Source organism: Flavobacterium sp. (assembly GCF_035760125.1).
Taxonomy (GTDB): domain Bacteria; phylum Bacteroidota; class Bacteroidia; order Flavobacteriales; family Flavobacteriaceae; genus Flavobacterium.
Genome location: NZ_DASTTN010000256.1, coordinates 1 through 20,889 on the forward strand (window position 1 = coordinate 1; position 20,889 = coordinate 20,889).

The following is a 20,889-nucleotide window of genomic DNA, read 5'->3' on the forward strand; positions in this document are numbered from 1 at the left end:
ATTCTAAATATCTTTTGTAATAAATAGTTGTCGTTTAGTGCGTGAAGGATAGTAGCAAGCTACCGAAGTAGCGCGGATAGCCTGACCCCGTTGAGGAAAGGGGCCGTCTAAGCGATACTATAAGTTGGCCACTTTACTAAACGGGGGCACGCCCAAAAAGATTTTAAATTTTTTTTGAACTGAAAATAAAAAATCCGCCTCGTTCTAAAACTTGGCGGATTTCTGTTGAATCCAGGCTGGGGCACATTTATTATCTAAAAAACTAAAATTAAAACTAAAAGAGTTTTCCCAACCTGTAAATCTAAATGCTAGTAGTACGTAAAACGTCTTACTTTGGCAATATATTTGGCTAGTCTTATTACTTGGTGGCTGTAGCCGTATTCGTTGTCGTACCAAATGTAAAGCACTATATTTTTTCCATCTTTGGAAACGATGGTAGCATTGCTGTCATAAATTGAAGGTGCTGAAGTTCCTACGATATCTGAAGAAACTAATTCGTTATTCAATGAATATTTGATTTGTTCTACCAATTCACCTTCAAGTGCATACTTTTTCATGATGGTGTTGATGGCTTCTACCGAAGTTTCTTTGTTTACTTCAAGATTTAACACGACCAAAGAACCATTTGGAACAGGTACGCGGATGGCATTTGAAGTTAATTTACCTTCTAAGGATGGCAATGCTTTGGCAACTGCGGTTCCAGCTCCAGTTTCGGTGATAACCATATTGAGTGCAGCTGCTCTACCGCGACGGTATTTTTTGTGCATATTGTCAACCAAATTTTGGTCGTTTGTGTAAGCATGAATTGTTTCAAGATGTCCTTTTACAACTCCCAAAGTGTCTTCAATCGCTTTTAGGATTGGAGTAATCGCATTGGTGGTGCATGAAGCAGCCGAGAAAATGTCGATTTCGTCTGGGTTGTATTCGTTTTGATTAACTCCATGAACAATATTTGGAACTCCTTTTCCTGGTGCAGTAAGTAATACTTTATCGACTCCTTTTGAAACTAAATGACGGCTCAATGCTTCTTTAGTTGTGAAAGCACCCGTATTGTCAATCACTAGGGCATTGTCGATTCCGTATTTAGTATAGTCAATTTCTTCAGGAGTGTTTGCTGTGATAATATGAACTGTAGTACCGTTGATGATTAAGGCATTGTTTATAGTATCGGCAACAACAGAACCTTTGAAATCTCCGTGAATGGAATCATAACGCAGTAATGAAGCTCTTTTTTCTAGGCTTGTCGCATCGTTTTTGTCTCTCGTAACGATGGCTCTCAAACGCATTTGCTCTCCTTTTCCTGTTTTGGACATTAGCTCTCGTGCCAATAAGCGTCCAATACGGCCAAAACCATAAAGAATTACATCTTTGGGTTGGATTTCTTCAGAGAATTTAGCTTCTTTCAATTTGTCTAAAACAAAATGTCTTGCATCTGGGTATTTTTCATCTTCTAGACGATACTCGTAAGTAAGTTTCCCGATATCCAATTTTGATGGTGGTAAATCCAAAGTAAGAATTACATTGGCGATTTCAACAGAATCTGAAACAGAAATCGGTTTGCCCACAAATTTACCTGCATATTCATGTAAGTTGATAATTTCGCTTACGTTTCTATCTATTAATTGATTTCGGAACAAAACCAATTCGATTGATTTGTCATACCATAAATCACTAATAATTTTAATTAATTCTACTCCTGAACGTCTTCTATCGGCTTGAAACGAAACCTCTTTTTCGTATAAATCCATGTTATTCATGTTGAAAATTTGTATTGTTAATTAATGCAGTTTTTAAAAATTTGGTGCAAAAGTACTTATTTCAATCGATTTCGTAACTTTTTTTATATTTTTTTTAGAATAAAAAAAGCCGACTTGCATTTACAAGTCGGCTTTTAATTTATGGTTTTAACGTTTTAGATAATTATTCGAATGACTTCTCCATTTTTATTTATCATTTCGATACGAGTACTTTGTTTTTCGTCTTTATTATTCAAAAGTTTGGAAACCGTTTCAATGTTTGTTGCTTTGACATTGTCAATGCTCAAAATGATATTTCCTGTAAGTTCGTCACTATATTGTGCTAAGTTTTCATTGTTGATCGATTTAATTCTTACACCATAATCGATTTTAAATTTCTTTTTATCGGCAGCGTCAATATTTTCTACTTCGATTCCTTTAAATTCAGTGGTAAAAGATTCATTTTTACTCAATACAACTGGTACAATCAAATTTTTTCCATCTCTAATGATAGTAACCTGAATTTTGTCATTTGGTCTTTTGGTGTTTACATAACCCGAAAGATCTGCAAAAGTGGCAATATCCTGATTGTCTAATTTGATGATGATATCCCCTTTTTGCAATTTGGCTTTTTCGGCACCTGAGTTTTTGGATACTTTGTTAATGTAAAAACCTTGAGTTTGTGTAACTCCTAGTTCTTTAGACGCAGTACTGTTTAATTCACCGCCTTCAACTCCTAGAATTCCTCTTTGTACATTTCCAAATTCCATTATGTCCTCGATTATTTTTCGGGCATTATTGGAAGGAATGGCAAAAGAATAACCAACATAAGAACCTGTCATTGATGAAATCATTGTGTTGATTCCTATCAATTCACCACGGGTGTTTACAAGTGCACCTCCACTGTTGCCTGGGTTTACAGCAGCATCAGTTTGTATGAAAGACTGAATTCCTCTAGCATCCAGATTTCTGGCTTTTGCCGAAACAATACCTGCAGTAACGGTTGATGTTAAGTTGTATGGATTGCCCACTGCGAGTACCCATTCTCCCACTTTAACCGAATCGGAATTGGCAAATGTGGAATACGGTAGTTTTTCATCGGCATCAATTTTTAGCAAGGCAATGTCCATTTTCGAATCGGTTCCAATGAGTTTTGCCTTGAAGGTTTTTTTATTGTTCAACGTGATTTCAATATCGGTAGCGTCTTTTACTACATGATTGTTGGTCACAATATAACCATCTTCAGAAATAATAACGCCCGATCCAGTTCCAACTTGCTCTTGCTGTTGTTGTCCTCCATATCCGTAAAAGAATTCCATTATGGGATTGGAAATGGTTTTTACTGATACATTTTTTACGTGCACTACCGTGTGGATGGTTTTTTCTGCCGCAATAGTAAAATCGGTATTTTCGGGAGTTAAACCAACTGTCCTTCCGTAGGATTCTGGAGCAAGAGTAGTAATACCATGTTTGGTGGACGAAAAATAACCATTGTTGTCAAATAATAATTTGTATGCGCCAAGGGTTGTTGCGCCACTCAACAAGGATACCAAGAATAATTTTGAAATTTGTTTCATAATAAAAACGTGTTTTATTTAGTTATTTGATAACGAATTTAGCAGAATTTTTTTTTCGAACAATGTGGTTTAACGCTCTTTAACAATGATTAACAATTCATTAATAGTTTGTACTTTTGTGTGATAAAATGGAAATAAAAATGCAATTAGAATTTTATAAATACCAAGGTGCTGGAAACGATTTTGTTATGATTGACAATCGTTCCGGATTTTTCCCAAAAGAGAATACACAGTTGATTGCTCATTTGTGCGACAGACGTTTTGGGATAGGTGGAGACGGACTTATTTTGTTGGAAAATGACTCGGATACTGATTTCAAAATGGTGTATTACAACTCCGATGGGAATCAAAGTTCGATGTGTGGCAATGGAGGACGTTGTTTGGTGGCTTTCGCCAAAGATTTAGAAGTGATTGAAGACAAAACTACTTTTATTGCTACAGATGGTTTGCACCATGCTTCATTTGAAGATAACGGATTGGTTTCTTTACAGATGATTGATGTTCCAACTATAGATATTAAAAAAGACCACTCTTTCTTGAATACAGGTTCTCCACATCATGTTCAAATGGTGGAAGATTTAGAGCATTACAATATAAAAGCAGAAGGTGCTGCGATTCGTTATGGCGAAATGTACGGTGCAGCAGGAAGCAATATTAATTTTGTAAAAAAAATAGACGATACCACTTTTAGACTTCGTACCTACGAAAGAGGCGTTGAAGATGAAACTTTGGCTTGCGGAACTGGAGCTACAGCAGTTGCAATCGCTATGAATGCCACAGGACAAACAAATGCCACAGCTATCAATGTGAATGTAGAAGGCGGAAAATTAGTCGTTTCCTTCGATAAAGGCGAAAACGGATTTACGAATGTTTTCTTGAAAGGACCTGCTGAATTTGTGTTTAAAGGGACGATTGAAGTTTAGTGTATAAACTTTAGAAAAATCAAATTTATTTCTAAATAGAAAAAAATAGAAGTAGAGGTAAGACTTACTTTTTGAAAAAATAAATGAAAACATTAAAAGGCGATAATATTTACATTCGAGCACTAGAACCCAATGATTTGGAGTTTGTTTATGCCATAGAAAACGACCAGAGTATTTGGGAAGTGAGCAACACGCATACGCCTTATAGTCGGTTTTTGGTGAAGCAGTATTTGGAAAATGCCTATCAGGATATTTATGAAGCCAAGCAATTGCGATTGGCAATTTGTCAAGATGAAGATTTTCCGGCTTTGGGACTCATTGATTTGTTTGATTTTGATCCCAAGAACAATAGAGCTGGTGTTGGGATTGTGATTCAGGGCGAAGAGAATAGAAATCAGAATATTGGGTCGGAAGCGCTGGACTTACTAATTCAGTATGCCTTTTATAATCTTAATTTACATCAATTATATGCAAATATTGGATGTGAAAATAAGGCTAGTATTGCTCTTTTTACTAAATTTGGTTTCCAAAAAATAGGCGTAAAGAAAGATTGGACTTTGGTAAATGGAGTTTACAAAGACGAAGCCATTTTTCAATTAATTAATAATCACACGAGCGACAGCGAACTGGCGCAATAATTTTAAATTTTTTTATTTTGAATCTAAAAAAAATAGTATCATTAGTATCCGTTGCATTAATTTCAATATTAATCGTTTATGGATTTGTTTTAATGTATCAAATTTTTAGTGGTAACACAAAATTTGCAGATAAAGAGTTGTATGTATACGTGCCAACAGGATCGGATTATGAGCAAGTAAAACATATTTTAGAGCCTTATGTCAAAGATATAAGCCGTTTTGAAATGGTAGCTGGAAAAACGAGTTATCCAGAAAACGTAAAAGCAGGTCGCTTTTTGCTAAAGAATGGTATGAATAGTTATGAGTTGGTTAAAGCGATGAAATTTAATGATCCCGTAAGTTTGGCTTTCAATAATCAAGAGCGTCTAGAAAATTTTGCTGGTAGAGTGGGTTCCCAAATCGAACCGGATAGTCTTGAGTTATTGAATACCTTTAAAGATTCTATTTTTTTGAAAGAAAACGGATTTACGGAAGAGAATGTTCTGGTTATGTTTATCCCCAATACTTATGATATTTACTGGAATACTTCGGCAGAGAAGTTTCGAGATAAAATGATTAAGGAATATAATAAATTTTGGAACAAAGAACGTACTGCCAAAGCTGCGGCACAAGGTCTTACACCAATTCAAGCTACTATTCTGGCTTCTATAGTGCATAAAGAATCAGTTAAAAAAGATGAACGACCAAGAATTGCGGGAGTTTATTTGAATAGAATGAGATTAGAAATGCCATTGCAGGCTGATCCAACCGTAATTTTTGCGATGAAAAAGAAGTCCAATGATTTTAATCAAGTAATTAAAAGAGTCTTCTACAATGATTTGATTATGAAATCGCCTTATAATACTTATGTGAATATAGGACTTCCTCCAGGACCAATTGCAATGCCCGATATTACGGCACTCGAAGCGGTTTTAAATCCAGAAAAAAATAATTATATCTATTTCTGCGCGAGTGTAGATCGCTTTGGATACCACGAATTTGCGGCTACTTTGGCTGAACATAATGTAAATGCCAAAAAATATTCAGATTGGATTAATAGTCAAGGAGTGCAACGTTAGGTTTTTGTAATCGTAAGGAATATTTTAAAAGGCTTCAAAATTGTTTTAATAACAGTTTTGAAGCTTTTTTTATGTATTGAACTTGCCTAAAAGGATGTTTTGAAAACGTGATTGCATGAGGGATGGAAATGGCATCCTTTTCTTTTCCTTTTTTAGGAAAAGAAAAGATATAATGGACAGCCCGACCCTTGTGGTCATGCCCAAATGTGAATATATTAATTAATAATTCTTATGTTTTTATTTCAAACGTTATCGTAAAATGAAGAATTTGTAATCATTTCAGTGTTATTTTACTTTTTCTAGACTTTTTTTCTTTTTTTAAACAAGAATAAGCTTATGTTTTGATGCTGAATAAGTTGCGTTTTTTCAATTATTTCGTATTATTTTCAAAACTCGAACATCCGCACAACTAGTTACTTATGGGCGATAAATTTAAAAAGTTGATAAGTTTAAAGCCTTGATTTTCAGCTTTATTTTTAAAGTCGTATCTTTGAGCATAGAAATTTCATAACGGGACAGCGTTTTGAAGAAAACCCAAATATGATAAAAAAATGGTATTTTTACACAAGTTTGATTGTTGTAGTAGCTTTTTTAAGCTTAGGTTTTAAACCCTCCAAATTAGAATCTACCCCATGGTTTCTAATTAACGAAACAGATGATACATCCTACTTACTACCATCATTAAATGTGAGCGATTATACCAATTCTGAGATTCCCTATACTGGAACCTTTTTTATTGGATATAAAGAAGCAATCGGCTTCAAAGAGTCACAAGGAAAATACAGAAAAATTAATTCTCTCGGTTATTTAGGAAAATACCAATTTGGTATTGAAACTTTAAAAACTATTGGGGTTCACAATTCCGACGCATTTTTAAACAGCCCCAGAATGCAAGAAAAAGCTTTTATTGCTCTTTTGTCAAAAAACAAATGGGAGTTAAGAAAAGTTATTGAAAGGTATGATGGAACTGTTTTGAACGGAATCCGAATCACTGAATCAGGAATTTTGGCAGCGGCACATCTTGCTGGTGTGGGATCTGTTAAAAAATATTTCAGATATAAAGGGAAACGTTTTATTAAAGACGTTTATGGAACTTCGTTAAGAAGCTATCTGAGAAGATTTGGGGGTTATGATACTGCCTTTATTGTTGCGGACAGTACTGCAAGAGTGATGATTTAAATTGTATTGAATCTCAAATTTTATTATTAAGAGGCGGTTTGGAAATGATTTTCCAAACCGCTTCTTAATTTTTTGTTTAACTTTTTGAGATGATTTCACCTTTCGGATTTACTTTTAATTTAATTACTTCGTTGTCTTTTTTAAGTTTTAAATTGTACTCTTTTTTTGTAACATCTCCATTTTCTTGTGTGTAAAGATATTTATCATTTACAATTTGCCAACCTGGATATGCTTTGTAAACAGAGTAAATAACCGCATGAGGTAACATTGTATCAGTGTATTTTTCAACAACACTAGTAAGTTTACCATTAACGTCATAAGTTGCTGATAGTGAGCCTTTTCCTGTAGATAAAATAACCAGATAGTTTTCATATCCCTCATAGTCTTTCCCTAAATCATAAGCTACAAATTCTTTCTCAAGCTGATTAACGGTAATGTCTGGGTTTTTGTCTGGTAAATAATATGAAAAATCTTTTCCTGCATTTTTAATAACAATCTCTGGTAGGTCTATTGTGCTCATATTTCCTTCGTCATTACCTTCTCCTGCCTTATTTTGCGAGTATGATGTAATATGTATTCCTAAAACTAATGCGATAATCAAAGCGGTTTTCATAATATTCTATTTTAAATTAATATTATATTTTGAAATTTTATTTTTAAAACAAATAGTAAGGCTTCTTCGTTGTTACTTCCCCTTTTTGTTATTTATTTATTTTAGAAACTGTTATAAAAATAGGTTAATTATAACGCATGTGTTGTTAACGCCTTGCTTAATTAATGTTAATTTAAGAGAGCTCTTTTATTCAGATTGAGAGTTATAAAAATTTAATTATTAAGCAAGTACCTCCCAATTTTGAGTTTTAAGGTAGAAAATGGCGATTTATATTAAAAAAATAAAAGAAAGCTGATTATTCTTTAGTTAATAGTTTGTTCTTGGGCTTTGGATTTTGCTTGTGCAAGAGGAAAATATAGAAAAATTAATTCTCTCGGCTATTTAGCAAATACCAGTCTGGTATAGAAACTTTAAAAAATATAGGAATCCACTATAGCGATGCATTTTTAAACAGTCCACGATTACAGGAAAAAGCTTTTATTGCTCGGAGTTAAAGGGGTAATTGAAAAGTTTGACGGAACGGTTCTCAACGGAGCCCGAATTACAGAATTCGGTATTTTGGCAGCTGCTCATTTGGCTGGTGTGGATCTGTTAAAAAGTTTTTCAGATATGATAGAAAACGTTTCTTTAAAGATATTTACGGGACTTCGCTACGAAACTATCTGAGAAGATTTGGAGGTTATGATACTTCCTTTATTGTTGCGGACAGTACTGCAAGAGTGGTGATTTAAATTGTAGTGAATCTCAAATTTTATTATTAAGAGGCGGTTTGGAAAATCATTTCCAAACCGCCTCTTAATTTTTTTGTTTAACTTTTTGAGATGATTTCACCTTTCGGATTTACTTTTAATTTAATTACTTCGTTGTCTTTTTTGAGTTTTAAATTGTACTCTTTTTTTGTAATATCTCCATTTTCTTGTGTGTAAAGATATTTATCATTTACAATTTGCCAACCTGGATATGCTTTGTAAATTGAATAGATGACAGGAACTGGCAGTTGAGTATTGCTGTACTTTTCAACAACACTAGTGAGTTTTCCGTTTGAATCATAAGTGGCAGTCAAAATCCCTTTTTGTCCTTCTAAAATAACAAGGTAATTTTCAAAACCTTTGTAGTCTTTTCCTAAATTATAGGCAATAAATTCTTTTTGTAGTTGTACGATACTAGGGTCTGGATTTTTATCGGGCAGATAATATGAAAAATCTTTTCCTGCATTTTTAATAACGATCTCTGGTAGGTCTACGGTATTCATGTTTCCTTCATCATTATCTTCTCCTATCTTATTCTGTGAATATGAGGTAATATGCAATCCTAAAACTAATGCGATAATTAAAACTGTTTTCATAATATTCTATTTTAAATTAATTTAAATTAATATTATATTTTGAAATTTTATTTTTAAAACAAATAGTAAGGTTTGTTCTTTGTTTCTTCCCCTTTTTGTTAGATTAATTATTCTAAAATAAAAACTATTATAAAAATAGGTTAAATATTAAGCACGTATTGTTAACACCTTGCTTAATAGATGTTAATTAAAAGAGTCTATTTTATTCAGATAGAGAGTCGTAAAATTTTAATTATTAGGGAAGTACCTCTTAATTTTAAATTTTAAGGTAGAAAATGGAGAGTTATATTAAAAAATAGATATGTCTGACTATTCTTTAGTGAATAGTTTGTTTCTGGAGATTAGATTTTTGCTGGCGTATAAATATCTAAAGAAAAAAGAAGAGCATATTTTTTTAGTAAATTAAAAGAGATTGAGTGTGTTTTCGATATTGATTTGGAAAAATAAACAGAGAGTTTTTAATGTAGTTATTCGGTACTTTAAAAATTAACTAAAGTACCGAATAGCTATAAAAGTAAAGAAGTATCAATTTAATGATGTTAATAAATTCTTTAAATCTAGTATTTATTAATCGATTAAAATTTCTAAAATCTGGATGGCTGCGTCGCTTATTTTTGTTCCAGGTCCAAAAACGGCTACAGCTCCAGCATCAAATAAAAATTGGTAATCTTGTGTAGGGATTACTCCGCCAACGATGACCATAATATCTTCTCTTCCGTATTTTTTTAGTTCTTCAATTACTTGGGGAACCAATGTTTTGTGGCCTGCTGCGAGTGACGATACACCAAGGATGTGCACATCGTTTTCCACAGCTTGCTTGGCTGCTTCGGCAGGTGTTTGAAATAATGGGCCAATATCCACATCGAACCCCACATCGGCATAACCTGTGGCAACTACTTTTGCACCACGGTCGTGACCATCCTGTCCCATTTTGGCAATCATGATTCTTGGTCGACGCCCTTCCTGTTTGGCAAAGGCATCTGCCAGTTGTTTTGCTTTTTCAAAGCTTTTGTCGTCTTTCATTTCTTTGCTATATACTCCGCTAAAAGATTTAATTTGTGCTTTATATCTACCAAAAACGGTTTCCAATGCATCGCTAATTTCTCCCAATGTACAACGATTTCTTGCTGCTTCCACTGCAAATTCCAGTAAGTTTCCTTCTCCAGTTTCGGCACAAAGCTTTAATTTTTGAAGCGATGCCTGTACTTTATCAGAATCTCTGGATGCTTTAATTCTGTCTAATTGTTCGAGTTGTTGTTGGCGAACCATTTGATTGTCCACATCTAGAATTTGTAATGGATCTTCTTTTTCCAAACGGTATTTGTTAACACCAACAATGATATCTTGACTACTGTCAATACGGGCTTGTTTGCGTGCTGCAGCTTCCTCAATTCGAATTTTAGGAATTCCAGTTTCAATGGCTTTGGTCATTCCACCCAATTCTTCAACTTCTTCTATGAGTTTCCAAGCTTTTTTGGCAATTTCATTGGTTAGGCTTTCTACATAATAACTACCAGCCCAAGGATCTACGGTTTTGGTGATTTTAGTTTCTTCCTGTAAATATATTTGAGTATTTCGTGCAATTCGAGCTGAAAAATCAGTAGGTAAAGCAATCGCTTCATCCAGTGCATTGGTGTGTAAAGATTGCGTCCCTCCAAAAGCAGCAGCAGTTGCTTCAATGCAGGTACGTGCCACATTGTTGAAAGGATCTTGTTCTGTTAAACTCCAACCCGATGTTTGGCAGTGGGTTCTTAGTGCCAATGATTTGTCATCCGTTGGGTTGAATTGCTTAATCAATTTTGCCCAAATCATTCTTCCCGCTCTCATTTTGGCAATTTCCATAAAATGGTTCATTCCAATTGCCCAGAAAAAAGAAAGGCGTGGAGCAAAATCATCAATTTTCATTCCCGTTGCCAATCCTGTTCTAATATATTCCAATCCATCGGCCAATGTGTAAGCCAATTCAATATCGGCTGTTGCTCCAGCTTCCTGCATGTGGTAACCAGAGATGGAAATGGAATTGAATTTCGGCATTTTATTGCTGGTGAATTCAAATATGTCGGCGATGATTTTCATCGATGGAGTAGGTGGATAGATGTATGTATTACGAACCATAAATTCTTTCAAAATGTCATTTTGAATGGTTCCTGAAAGCTGTTCCGGTTTTACACCTTGTTCTTCAGCTGCAACAATATAAAAAGCCATAATGGGTAAAACGGCACCATTCATAGTCATTGAAACCGACATTTCGTCAAGTGGAATCTGATTGAACAATACTTTCATGTCTTCAACAGAGTCTATGGCAACTCCAGCTTTTCCTACATCACCAACTACACGTTCGTGATCTGAATCGTAACCTCTGTGTGTGGGTAAATCAAAAGCTATTGAAAGGCCTTTTTGACCTGCAGCTAAGTTGCGTCTGTAAAAAGCATTGCTTTCTTCGGCAGTTGAGAATCCTGCATATTGGCGTATTGTCCAAGGTTTGCGAACGTACATGGTGGCATAAGGCCCGCGCAAGTTGGGTGCAAAGCCTGCTCCAAAATCAAGATGCTCGATAGATTCTATATCCTTTTCAGCATATGTTTTGTGAAGTTCAATTCCTTCAGCAGTTTGAAAATTTTGTTCCAAGTTTAAGGGATCAGTCTCCAAATTGTTGGAATTGTCAAGCTTTATATGTTGTAAATCTTTTCTTTTCATTTTTTTAGTCTTTGATATCTTCAGTTACTTAACCAAATTGATATTTAGTTTTTACTGAAGACTGAATACTGCAACCTGATTACTCTTCAGAAAGTCTTTCCTGCTCTAATTTTTCTGCCAATCGTTTTTCAATTATTGGCGTAATCAAGGTTTTTCTGGGTTTGATTTTTACAAAAGGAAATAATTCTAAGTCATGTTTCATTTTGTCGTTCTTGTTGGGATATTTGTTTGTCCCCAAAAGCGTTTCTTTTCCGGAATCGAACAAACTTTGTTCAGCATCGGCACTTTCCTGTATTTTTCTTTTGATTAGACCTTCATTCAGTTGTTTTAGAAAACCTCCGTTGGCTTCAATATCTTTGAATAATACTAATGCTTTTTCTGACAATTGATTGGTTAGGCTTTCGATATAATAACTCCCATCGCCAGGATTGTCTACTTTGTCAAAATAACTTTCCTCTTTTAGAATCAGTAATTGGTTTCTAGCAATTCTATCTCCAAATTCATTGTCTTTATGGTACAAAGAGTCATAAGGTAAATTTGCTATGGCATCTGCTCCACCAAGAATCGCACTCATACATTCGGTTGTGGTGCGAAGCATGTTTACATTATAGTCATAGATGGTTTTGTTGCGCTTTGTTGGAGTAACCAATAAATGACAATCCAAATTGTGATTGTATTCTTTGGCTATGCTTTTGAAAAGGATTCGAAAAGCACGAAGTTTTGCGATTTCGAAAAAATAATTGGCTCCTACAGAAATTTGAAAAACGATAGGTTGATTTATATCTTGTATTCGGTTGAAATATTCATTGGCGTGTGCCAGGCTGTAGGCAATTTGCTGTACCATAGTGGCACCCGCATTTTGATACAATCCACCGTTGATGCTTATGATCGAAAGAGATGAGGTTTCTTTCGAAAGAGTATTTAGGGTGTCAAAGTTGTTTTTTTCTTGGGTATTGTACCAATTTCCGTCTTTGGCTAATTGTCCGATTGGATCTAAAAGACAATAGATAGTTGCTTTTTTATCTTTTGCAATAGCGTTAATCTTTTTAACGAAATCGATTGAAATAAAATTGAAATGAAAGTAAACTGCAATTTTTTCTAAAGGAAGCTTTTCCAATAGTTTTTCGATGTTTACGGTTTCTTCCGGAATGGTAAAACGTATACTTTCGGCACCGCGATTGATGGAATCCAATGCTTTTTCAATTGATTTTTCTATATCGAAGACATAAATGTTTTGGCAAATTTTGAATTGCGAAGCTTTTGTGGCAACGCTATACTTTTTGGCAACATCTTCTTTATCGTAAAATGGTTTTACTTTGATATCCTCGGGAGAATTCCAGATTACCGTTTCGTTATAATCTGCTCCTTTTAGTTCAAATTGAATTTTTTGTTTCCAAAGTTTTGCAGAAACAGGGCTGAAATCGTCGAATAAATTCTTGGCCATTTTTTAATTGTAATTAGATTTGAAATGCGATAGGATTATTTTTTTTTGACAGTATCACCATCAAACTCGATGATATAAATATCTTCACTATCTTTTTTCATATAGTATTTTTCCCGAGCATACTTTTCGATTTGCAACGGATTTTTTAGCTGTTTGATGTTTTCTTCATCTTTCTTTATTTCGCCTTGATAATAAGTGGCATTATCTTCAAGTTCGTCAATTTGCTTGTCCAAAAAACGATGTTCAAAATAAGAATAGTTATCCAGAAAAATCATCCAAGTTAAAAACGATAACGAGACCCAAACGTACTTGTTACTTAAAAATTTAAACCAAGATTTGTCTTTAAAGGGGTTTTTCATTGGGAATATTTTTTAATCCAAATTTAATGGGGAACAACTATTTGTTTTATAACTTCTTAATTTACATTATATAAAATGCAATAAAGAATTGTTGTGAATTAACACGATAAAATTACAACAAAATTATAAAATACGTTGATTAATTACGGCACGAACTACATCAATGGCCACAGTGTTGAATTTGTCGTTGGGAATTATAATGTCCGCAAAGGCTTTTGAAGGTTCGATAAATTGCTCGTGCATTGGTTTTAGGGTGCTTTGATAGCGATTTAGAACTTCATGCATGTCTCTTCCACGTTCGGCAATGTCTCTTTTCATACGACGAATCAATCGTTCATCTGAATCGGCATGAACAAATATTTTGATGTCAAAAAGGTTTCTTAATTCGGGATTTGTCAGGATTAATATGCCTTCCACAATCATTACTTTTCTAGGATGCGTAACAACGATGTCGTCTGTTCTGTTGTGCTGTACAAAAGAATAGACAGGTTGGTCAATTGTATTTCCGGCCTTTAACTCCTTAAGATGTGCTACTAATAATTCAAAATCAATAGCTCTCGGGTGGTCAAAATTGATATGGGATCGGTCCTCGTAACTCAGGTCGTGCGTTTGTTTGTAGTAGGAGTCTTGAGCAATAATCCCAACTTCCGCTTCCGGTAATTCATTCATGATTTGATGTACCACGGTTGTTTTTCCTGATCCTGTTCCTCCTGCGATTCCTATGATAAGCATAAAATAGATTTATTGTGTTTTAAGGTGCAAAAGTAGGGATTTATATTTTTAAAAAAAGAATTGATTTGCTCTTGATTGTATTCCGTAAAATAGTAAAAAAGAAATGTTAGGGTATATGTTTATGCTAATGGGTTTTCGATAGTTTATAGAATTTGTATCATTATATTATAAAGAAAAATAAAATGTTTTTAGTGTTTTAACGTGTTGTTAATCAATTCTAATACAGATGATTAGTAGGGATAATTTTAGAACTTTAATTGTATGAATTTTACATTATTACTAATTGATTAGTTAAAATACTAACAAATTAGTTTGTCTACTAATTAATTAGTAGTATCTTGCACTAAAATATTTTAACTATGATAAAATTAGCTAAGCGAGAAGAACAGATAATGCAAGTATTTTGGGATTTAAACAAAGCCTTTATTAGGGATATAATTCCATTGTTGCCGGACCCAAAACCGCATTATAACAGTGTGGCAACAATAGTGAAGATACTTGAGGAAAAAGGTTTTCTAAATCATGAAACAGCTGGAAATATGCATAGTTTTTTTCCAGTTATCAGTAGGGAAGAATACCAGCAATTTGCATTGAAGGATATTGTTAGTCAGTATTTTGATAACTCGTATCCGCGAATGCTAGCTTTTTTTGCAAAAGAGCAAAAGCTTTCAGTAAATGAATTGGATGAAATAGTAAACATCATTAAAAAAGATAAAAAATGATACCTTATATTTTGTATACAGCCCTTATTCTTTCTGCCTGTCTTATGTTTTATAAGCTGCTTTTGCAAAAAGAAACTTTCTTCCATTTGAACAGGTTTGTATTGCTTTCCTGTATGATGCTGACTTTTATTTTACCTCTGCTTCCAGTGCCTCAACAATTGTCATTTAGAAATGAACCTGTAGTAAAGCATATTGAATTGGCTAAAGTTCCAGCCTACAAGAATACAATAGAGATAAAAGAACAACCCGTTCAAAAATCAATTATAGAACAGACAAAACAAATTATCAATGTTGATCTGTTTGTGAAGTGGATGGTTTATTTGTATTGGTTCGGAGTACTCATTTTTGGACTTAACTTTTTGATGCAGGTAGTCATATTATTATATAGAGCCTATTCAAAAGAAGTTATTCAAGATGGAAAATTTCGTATTGTCGAAATAAACGAAGACAAGGCTCCTTGCTCTTTTGCCAATATTATTTTTATCAACCCTGAAAAATATGAATGGGAAATGTATAATCAGATTTTGCTACATGAAAAAATTCATATTGAACAAAAACACACTATTGACCTTCTGCTTGCTGAAGTAGTTCTCATTTTTCAGTGGTTCAATCCTTTTGCATGGCAATGGCGAAAAGTATTGGAGAGTAATCTTGAATTTTTGACCGATAATCAAATGCTATTGCAGGACACCGTTGAAAAAGAAAGTTATCAGTTTAGCTTGCTTAAAGTAGCAGCACCCCAATTTCCATTGAGTCTTACAACTAACTATAATCAATCACTCTTAAAAAAACGAATCATTATGATGAACTCAAAAAAATCAAATGTAAACACCACTTGGAAATACTTTTTCCTAGTACCATTAATGGTGTTGTTTGTCTGCCTTTTTAATCAACCGGTAGCGCAAAGTCAAACTCTTACTGCCAAAGAGAAGCCTGAAGATCAGTTAAACATTCAAAAAGAAATGAAAACAGAAGGGAATTGGTTTGCCACTATAAAAGGCAATACAATAAATATCCAATTCAAAAGTGACGAGGATGATACTTCTTCCAGTAGTTTTCAGTTGAATGATTTTAGTAGCCTTCCACGAGATAAAGAAGGCACATTTACGCTAACACGTGAAGCAGGAACAATGAATTTTGTTGGAAAATTTGAAGGAAACAAAGGAATGGGAACCTATAAATTTACTCCTAATAAAGATTATAGTGACAAGATGCGTCAGAAAGGAGTCGATATTGAAGATGACAACGATATAATGGTATTCTTTATGGTAAACATCAAACATTCTTATGTTCAAATGCTCAATAAAAATGGTTATAGAAATTTAGAGAAAGATCAACTTATTCCTCTTGCAGCCTTAGATATAGATGAAGCTTATATTACTTCAATAAAACAGGCTGGAGTTGCTGATATTGATTTGGAAAACCTGATTCCTTTCAAGTCGCTTGGTATTGACAAAGCTTATATCGAAGAGATACGTAAAGCAGGCTATAAGGATCTTACACCAGAAAACATTATAGCATTGAAATCTCAAGGTATTGATGGAAAATATATCGCTGATTTTCATAATTCTACCAAAAGTGATAGTGATGACGACATAGATGATGACATCATTGCCTTTAAATCAATGCAAATTGATCAGGCATTTATTAATTCTTTTAAGGAATTGGGATATAATGATCTTTCCAATAATGATCTTTTGGCTATGAAATCACTAAATGTAACTCCAGAATATATAAAGGGCTTTCAAAAAGCAGGTTTTAAAAACATCAAACCAGATGATCTATTTGCTTTGAAATCACAGAATATAACGCCTGAATTAATAAAAGAGTATCAAAATCTTGGGTTCAATGTTACTAATCTAGATGATGTTATTGGAGCAAAAGCGACAGGAGCTTCACCATCTTTTATTAAATCAATGAAAGAGAAAGGACATGATTTTAAAAGCCTTGAAAAGTATATTGAATTGAAGTCTGTTCTTGATAATTAAAATATTATCAATTATTAAGATAAAAAAGGGCTTTTAATCCTAGTCCTAACATAATAAAAAACTCGAGTTGTAATGACTAAAAAAGCCCAAACCAAATATGGAATGGGCTTTTTTGTTTTTGAATGAGGAAGAGTTGGTTTTAATAATGTCCACCACCACCATCACCACCACCACCAGAAGTGCCAGTTTTAATAAGTGTTCCTTTTATTTCTCCTAGTGGAAAGTCTACAGTATGTAAGTTTACATAATAGTGATTGGCCATAAGTTCCACTATTTGAGCATCAGTTATGGCAAATGTTTGAGTAAATGGAGAGGTTGTAACAGATGTATCAGAAAATGGAAATACAACTGTTCCGTCGGCCGCATGTATGTGACCATGATTGGGTGCTAGTCCTGTATAGGTTACCGTAATTTTAAATGTTTTGGCGGTCTGGTTAAATTCGAGTGTTGCATCGCCATGTGCGGAAGAACCAGTACCCTCTACTGGAGTTAATGAAGCATTAAAAGTCACAATAACAGGAGTAGAACTATTGTTGTCATCATTATTGGAACAAGAAACTCCAATAAAAAGCAATAATAAGATTACTGAAAAATTAAGTGCAGATTTCATAATTACATATTTTTTAAGGTTAAAAAAGGTTAAAAAGACAATTATAATTTTAATAAGATTTAATTAAGAATATAAAAAAATACTGTTTAATTTTAAATTAAAATATTTTTCACTAAAGTAATGTGTTGTTTGTAGATGGTTGTGACGTGTTGTGAACGCAACCAGCTCACCTTTCTTTAGTTGTTTGTTTTTCTGACAAATAAAATGCCATATTATTTCCTTCATGATAGGGACAATGTTAATTCTAATAAAAAATTATTTTTTATCAAGAGTAAAATCAACCGCAATATTTACATCTTCAGATACTTTGCTCTTCACAATGCCAGGTATTTTTATATTGAAATCTTGAGCTTTGACATTAAAAATACTAGTGATATATAATTTTTCTTCTTTTAAAACCAAACTGATTTTAGTTTTAATCTTTTTGGTAACACCATGTATGGTCAAATCTCCCTCCAAATCATATTTTCCGGAAGTATCCAATTTCGAGATATCAAAATTTATGATTTTTCCTTTAAAAGTTGCTTTTGGATATTTGGAAGACTCAATATAATTTTCATTAAAATGTTCTTCCATCAAAGGGACTTTAAACTTGAAAGCTTTTACCAAAGCCAATGTGGCAAATTCTCCATTCGACTCATCAAGAATTGCAGAAACTGAATTATTTACAGCAGCAACAGGCTCAAAGGAAGGCACTGAGGCCTCAAATTTAATTTCCCCTGTTCGCGTGATCATCTTTTGGGAGAAAATTGCGTTTCCTATCAAAAAACATATCATTAAAAAAGCAGCTTTTTTCATCGTTTTAGCTTATTTTTCCACAAATCCGTTGGCCACCCAAAGTTTTATTAAATCAATATCCGATTGGGGTAATTTTCCTCCTTGAGGCATTCTTTCCCCACAGTTTTCCGAATCTATTCTACAAACCAAATTAACATTAATGCAAGCATTTTTTACCCCGTCATAAGTTTCCAAATTAGGATATTGATTCGACCCATAATGACAGCTAAGGCAATTGTGATGAATAATATGCTCTATATCTGCTTCGTAAGTCGGGTTTCCTGTTTGTTTACTAATTTCGTCATAAGTATTTGATTCACAGGAAATAATGAATGCACCACATAATACCATCAAAAATAGATGCGTTTTTTTCATAGAATATCTTATTAATTTTTTAAAAAACTCTGTATAAGTTAAATCCAAAATAAAGGCTTCCACCATTCCATTTTCCTGTGGCATTGGAAAACACGTAAACGTCATTCATCGTCTGACAATTGGAGAATACTAACTGAAAAATATGTCCCCCAGTCTCAATATCCAATCCCATTGAAAGTAAATCATGATAAACCGTATTTTCTGGTGCATCTATTCGAGGTGCATATTCTAAATTTACACTTAACCTTTTTGCTATTTTGTATCGTCCTCCCATTCCCACTACAAATTGATTTTCCCTTTCGGTAGTTTGATCATATAGGTTTTTATGAATATAAATTGGTGTTAGTTCCGCTGAAAACTTCTCAGTAAATTTTCTAGAAATCAATAACTGGGTGGAATAAGCAAAACGATTATTGGTTCCTAATCCCGGATAGATATCTGTACTTAGGTTTGTATTGATATCCATAGTATTATAGCCTGCAATCGTGACAGGAAACCCATCAGTTTCTTGACTTTTAAACTTATACTTAGCTGTTAATTCGTAAATTTTATTATTGGTCTGCCTTGACAGCCCGACTGACAACCAATTCGTCACTCCATAAATTGCTCCTAATTTTGTGTACGCATCATCTAAACCGAAAAAATTGTCCAATCCCTCGGTCAAATCACCAAAACGGTGTGAAATCAAAACATACCATTCACCTTTGGCTGTTAATTTAGTAGATTGCATATTGCAAATTTGTAACCCTTTGAATCCCGCAATTTCTACTTGTTTTTCTTTGGATTTTACAGTGTCCAATTCCTTTAACAAATCATCTTGCGCAGATGCATGATCTATGATCAAAAGACCAAATGCTAGTGATAAAAATAATTTAACGTTCATTTAATTAATTTTTGATTAAAAAACATTGGTCCAATTTTAATTCACCCATCAAATCATCATAGCCCACAATTCTCCCTTTTACGGTCACCATTTGTTCTTTTTTAATTGATAAATCCAATTTTTTAAAACTGCAATTAATAACCCCATCAAGAATAACTTCATTTCCATTGGAAGCAGTGATTTTACCTTTTATAGCTACTGCTTTTTCAAGATATTTTTTATTTGCCGATTCGATGTTAGTTCTAAATTCTGAAGTAATAGAAGCCGAAGTAACTGTGAAATTTGTTTTTTCGGAAGTCAAGTTTCTAGAGCCGCCATACATTACATAATTATAGGCAAATGAGCCAATCAGAACAATTGTGATTAGGGCAAAAAGGATTATTTTGATTTTTTTACTCATTTCTTTTTAACAAGTGTATTTAATTTGGCATTCCGTTAGCGATCCATTTATTGATCAAATCAATATTAGTCTGTGACAATTTTCCTCCTTTAGGCATTACCATAGGATCTCCGGCTGGTTTTTCAATTCTTTCTTTTATATCCGAGGATCTGGCACTTACTTGTTCATAAGTTAGAAGTGGATGATCGCTTTGTTCTCCCCCAGGACCGTGGCAGGATATACAATTTCCATTTATAATTGCTTTAATATTTGCCGTATAGGTAGGATTGGTTACTCCTCCTGTTGGTGGTGTTACTGGAGGAGTAACTGGATCATCACCGCCTCCACTACATGAAATCATTGCCGAAGCTACAACTAACACTAAACAGATTGCTTTTAATTTTCTCATAGTCAATTTATTTATTTGATTAATAAATTAAACCTCTTTATTAAAATCGAATAGCTTCTCTTTTTCTAATGAAGGTTTTTTTTATTCTTTTGATACGATTCAATAGTAAAACAGCTTTGATGCAGATTACCCTACCAAAGAATTATTATTTTGAAAAAAAAATAAAAAGAAGAGCAAGAATTTTTTACAAACCCTCTAGGAATTGAGCTAGAATGAAATTCTAAAACTAATATTTGGAGTTCTTCGCAATGCGGATGTTTCAACTTCCTCTATAGAATTTGTTAAAGAACTTATTCTATAATATTCGTTGATTTCATTTTTCCTGTTTAGGATATTTAAGATTGATATTCCTAGTTTGAATTGGACTCCATTTGTAGTTTCCCATTTGTAAGTTGAAGAAAAATTAATTTGTGAGAAAGAATTTAAATTGGAATTATTGGGTTTG

At 33.5% G+C, this 20,889-nt stretch carries 22 protein-coding genes; 7 read left to right on the forward strand and 15 right to left on the reverse strand.

Annotated elements, in window-relative coordinates:
* Positions 1 to 308 precede the first annotated feature (308 nt).
* Positions 309 to 1,757 carry a glyceraldehyde-3-phosphate dehydrogenase gene (locus VFS71_RS09265; RefSeq protein WP_326400840.1) on the reverse strand — a complete coding sequence of 483 codons (1,449 nt, stop codon included), beginning with the start codon at positions 1,755 to 1,757 and terminating at the stop codon, positions 309 to 311.
* Positions 1,758 to 1,912: 155 nt separating this feature from the next.
* A complete protein-coding gene (locus tag VFS71_RS09270) occupies positions 1,913 to 3,313 on the reverse strand; it encodes a trypsin-like peptidase domain-containing protein (protein ID WP_326400842.1) in 1,401 nt (466 codons plus the stop codon).
* Between the two features lie 140 nt (positions 3,314 to 3,453).
* Here VFS71_RS09270 and dapF point away from each other — a divergent pair, with 140 nt between their 5' ends.
* The 4 genes from dapF to VFS71_RS09290 all read left to right on the forward strand — a co-directional run bounded on the left by dapF (position 3,454) and on the right by VFS71_RS09290 (position 7,111).
* Positions 3,454 to 4,236 carry a diaminopimelate epimerase gene (dapF, locus tag VFS71_RS09275; RefSeq protein WP_326400844.1) on the forward strand — a complete coding sequence of 261 codons (783 nt, stop codon included), beginning with the start codon at positions 3,454 to 3,456 and terminating at the stop codon, positions 4,234 to 4,236.
* An 83-nt stretch (positions 4,237 to 4,319) separates the two neighbouring features.
* A complete protein-coding gene (locus VFS71_RS09280; RefSeq protein WP_326400846.1) occupies positions 4,320 to 4,874 on the forward strand; it encodes a GNAT family protein in 555 nt (184 codons plus the stop codon).
* A gap of 17 nt (positions 4,875 to 4,891) precedes the next feature.
* On the forward strand, positions 4,892 to 5,932 hold the full coding sequence (gene mltG, locus VFS71_RS09285) for an endolytic transglycosylase MltG (RefSeq protein ID WP_326400848.1): 1,041 nt from the start codon (positions 4,892 to 4,894) through the stop codon (positions 5,930 to 5,932).
* A 540-nt stretch (positions 5,933 to 6,472) separates the two neighbouring features.
* Complete coding sequence (locus tag VFS71_RS09290) at positions 6,473 to 7,111, forward strand: peptidoglycan-binding protein LysM (protein WP_326400850.1); 639 nt, start codon at positions 6,473 to 6,475, stop codon at positions 7,109 to 7,111.
* A gap of 76 nt (positions 7,112 to 7,187) precedes the next feature.
* Here VFS71_RS09290 and VFS71_RS09295 read toward each other — a convergent pair whose 3' ends face one another.
* On the reverse strand, positions 7,188 to 7,724 hold the full coding sequence (locus tag VFS71_RS09295) for a hypothetical protein (protein ID WP_326400852.1): 537 nt from the start codon (positions 7,722 to 7,724) through the stop codon (positions 7,188 to 7,190).
* 480 nt (positions 7,725 to 8,204) lie between these two features.
* Between VFS71_RS09295 and VFS71_RS09300 the strand changes: the two genes are divergently transcribed.
* Positions 8,205 to 8,390, forward strand: coding sequence for a hypothetical protein (locus tag VFS71_RS09300; protein ID WP_326400854.1), 186 nt, complete (start codon positions 8,205 to 8,207; stop codon positions 8,388 to 8,390).
* 142 nt (positions 8,391 to 8,532) lie between these two features.
* Here the strand turns inward: VFS71_RS09300 and VFS71_RS09305 are convergent, their stop codons facing one another.
* The 5 genes from VFS71_RS09305 to udk form a co-directional block, all read right to left on the reverse strand.
* Positions 8,533 to 9,069 carry a hypothetical protein gene (locus VFS71_RS09305; protein ID WP_326400856.1) on the reverse strand — a complete coding sequence of 179 codons (537 nt, stop codon included), beginning with the start codon at positions 9,067 to 9,069 and terminating at the stop codon, positions 8,533 to 8,535.
* A 567-nt stretch (positions 9,070 to 9,636) separates the two neighbouring features.
* On the reverse strand, positions 9,637 to 11,766 hold the full coding sequence (gene scpA, locus VFS71_RS09310; protein WP_326400858.1) for a methylmalonyl-CoA mutase: 2,130 nt from the start codon (positions 11,764 to 11,766) through the stop codon (positions 9,637 to 9,639).
* Between the two features lie 79 nt (positions 11,767 to 11,845).
* Positions 11,846 to 13,210 carry a methylmalonyl-CoA mutase subunit beta gene (locus VFS71_RS09315; RefSeq protein ID WP_326400860.1) on the reverse strand — a complete coding sequence of 455 codons (1,365 nt, stop codon included), beginning with the start codon at positions 13,208 to 13,210 and terminating at the stop codon, positions 11,846 to 11,848.
* Positions 13,211 to 13,245: 35 nt separating this feature from the next.
* Positions 13,246 to 13,569, reverse strand: a complete 324-nt coding sequence (locus VFS71_RS09320; protein ID WP_077370200.1) for an FtsB family cell division protein — start codon at positions 13,567 to 13,569, stop codon at positions 13,246 to 13,248.
* 123 nt (positions 13,570 to 13,692) lie between these two features.
* Positions 13,693 to 14,301, reverse strand: coding sequence for a uridine kinase (udk, locus tag VFS71_RS09325; RefSeq protein WP_326400862.1), 609 nt, complete (start codon positions 14,299 to 14,301; stop codon positions 13,693 to 13,695).
* A gap of 359 nt (positions 14,302 to 14,660) precedes the next feature.
* Here udk and VFS71_RS09330 point away from each other — a divergent pair, with 359 nt between their 5' ends.
* Positions 14,661 to 15,023, forward strand: coding sequence for a BlaI/MecI/CopY family transcriptional regulator (locus VFS71_RS09330; RefSeq protein ID WP_326400864.1), 363 nt, complete (start codon positions 14,661 to 14,663; stop codon positions 15,021 to 15,023).
* Positions 15,020 to 17,011, forward strand: coding sequence for a M56 family metallopeptidase (locus tag VFS71_RS09335; RefSeq protein ID WP_326400866.1), 1,992 nt, complete (start codon positions 15,020 to 15,022; stop codon positions 17,009 to 17,011). Before VFS71_RS09330 ends, VFS71_RS09335 begins: the two co-directional genes overlap by 4 nt.
* 139 nt (positions 17,012 to 17,150) lie before the next feature.
* Here the strand turns inward: VFS71_RS09335 and VFS71_RS09340 are convergent, their stop codons facing one another.
* From VFS71_RS09340 to VFS71_RS09370, 7 genes are all read right to left on the reverse strand, one after another.
* On the reverse strand, positions 17,151 to 17,621 hold the full coding sequence (locus VFS71_RS09340; RefSeq protein WP_326400868.1) for a CHRD domain-containing protein: 471 nt from the start codon (positions 17,619 to 17,621) through the stop codon (positions 17,151 to 17,153).
* Between the two features lie 255 nt (positions 17,622 to 17,876).
* Positions 17,877 to 18,356 (reverse strand): YceI family protein, encoded by a 480-nt coding sequence (locus VFS71_RS09345; RefSeq protein ID WP_326400870.1) that lies wholly within the window; start codon positions 18,354 to 18,356, stop codon positions 17,877 to 17,879.
* A 72-nt stretch (positions 18,357 to 18,428) separates the two neighbouring features.
* Positions 18,429 to 18,773, reverse strand: coding sequence for a hypothetical protein (locus VFS71_RS09350; protein WP_326400872.1), 345 nt, complete (start codon positions 18,771 to 18,773; stop codon positions 18,429 to 18,431).
* 19 nt (positions 18,774 to 18,792) lie between these two features.
* Positions 18,793 to 19,656 carry a DUF5777 family beta-barrel protein gene (locus tag VFS71_RS09355; RefSeq protein ID WP_326400874.1) on the reverse strand — a complete coding sequence of 288 codons (864 nt, stop codon included), beginning with the start codon at positions 19,654 to 19,656 and terminating at the stop codon, positions 18,793 to 18,795.
* 4 nt (positions 19,657 to 19,660) lie between these two features.
* Entirely contained in the window at positions 19,661 to 20,056 is a 396-nt protein-coding gene (locus VFS71_RS09360; RefSeq protein ID WP_326400876.1) for an OB-fold protein, read from the reverse strand.
* Between the two features lie 19 nt (positions 20,057 to 20,075).
* A complete protein-coding gene (locus tag VFS71_RS09365; RefSeq protein WP_326400878.1) occupies positions 20,076 to 20,444 on the reverse strand; it encodes a hypothetical protein in 369 nt (122 codons plus the stop codon).
* 207 nt (positions 20,445 to 20,651) lie between these two features.
* Positions 20,652 to 20,889 (reverse strand): hypothetical protein (locus tag VFS71_RS09370; RefSeq protein WP_326400880.1); only part of this gene is annotated, 238 nt, incomplete at its 5' end.

Bases quoted from the DNA above. Each gene is read 5' to 3' on its own strand.
- VFS71_RS09340 (WP_326400868.1), bottom strand. From the start codon at position 17,621: ATGAAATCTGCACTTAATTTTTCAGTAATCTTATTATTGCTTTTTATT.
- VFS71_RS09305 (WP_326400856.1), bottom strand. From the start codon at position 9,069: ATGAAAACAGTTTTAATTATCGCATTAGTTTTAGGATTGCATATTACC.
- VFS71_RS09280 (WP_326400846.1), top strand. From the start codon at position 4,320: ATGAAAACATTAAAAGGCGATAATATTTACATTCGAGCACTAGAACCC.
- VFS71_RS09320 (WP_077370200.1), bottom strand. From the start codon at position 13,569: ATGAAAAACCCCTTTAAAGACAAATCTTGGTTTAAATTTTTAAGTAAC.
- VFS71_RS09290 (WP_326400850.1), top strand. From the start codon at position 6,473: ATGATAAAAAAATGGTATTTTTACACAAGTTTGATTGTTGTAGTAGCT.
- udk (WP_326400862.1), bottom strand. From the start codon at position 14,301: ATGCTTATCATAGGAATCGCAGGAGGAACAGGATCAGGAAAAACAACC.
- VFS71_RS09345 (WP_326400870.1), bottom strand. From the start codon at position 18,356: ATGATCACGCGAACAGGGGAAATTAAATTTGAGGCCTCAGTGCCTTCC.
- VFS71_RS09360 (WP_326400876.1), bottom strand. From the start codon at position 20,056: ATGAGTAAAAAAATCAAAATAATCCTTTTTGCCCTAATCACAATTGTT.
- VFS71_RS09315 (WP_326400860.1), bottom strand. From the start codon at position 13,210: ATGGCCAAGAATTTATTCGACGATTTCAGCCCTGTTTCTGCAAAACTT.
- dapF (WP_326400844.1), top strand. From the start codon at position 3,454: ATGCAATTAGAATTTTATAAATACCAAGGTGCTGGAAACGATTTTGTT.
- VFS71_RS09350 (WP_326400872.1), bottom strand. From the start codon at position 18,773: ATGAAAAAAACGCATCTATTTTTGATGGTATTATGTGGTGCATTCATT.
- scpA (WP_326400858.1), bottom strand. From the start codon at position 11,766: ATGAAAAGAAAAGATTTACAACATATAAAGCTTGACAATTCCAACAAT.
- VFS71_RS09365 (WP_326400878.1), bottom strand. From the start codon at position 20,444: ATGAGAAAATTAAAAGCAATCTGTTTAGTGTTAGTTGTAGCTTCGGCA.
- VFS71_RS09355 (WP_326400874.1), bottom strand. From the start codon at position 19,656: ATGAACGTTAAATTATTTTTATCACTAGCATTTGGTCTTTTGATCATA.
- VFS71_RS09270 (WP_326400842.1), bottom strand. From the start codon at position 3,313: ATGAAACAAATTTCAAAATTATTCTTGGTATCCTTGTTGAGTGGCGCA.
- VFS71_RS09265 (WP_326400840.1), bottom strand. From the start codon at position 1,757: ATGAATAACATGGATTTATACGAAAAAGAGGTTTCGTTTCAAGCCGAT.
- VFS71_RS09330 (WP_326400864.1), top strand. From the start codon at position 14,661: ATGATAAAATTAGCTAAGCGAGAAGAACAGATAATGCAAGTATTTTGG.
- VFS71_RS09295 (WP_326400852.1), bottom strand. From the start codon at position 7,724: ATGAAAACCGCTTTGATTATCGCATTAGTTTTAGGAATACATATTACA.
- VFS71_RS09335 (WP_326400866.1), top strand. From the start codon at position 15,020: ATGATACCTTATATTTTGTATACAGCCCTTATTCTTTCTGCCTGTCTT.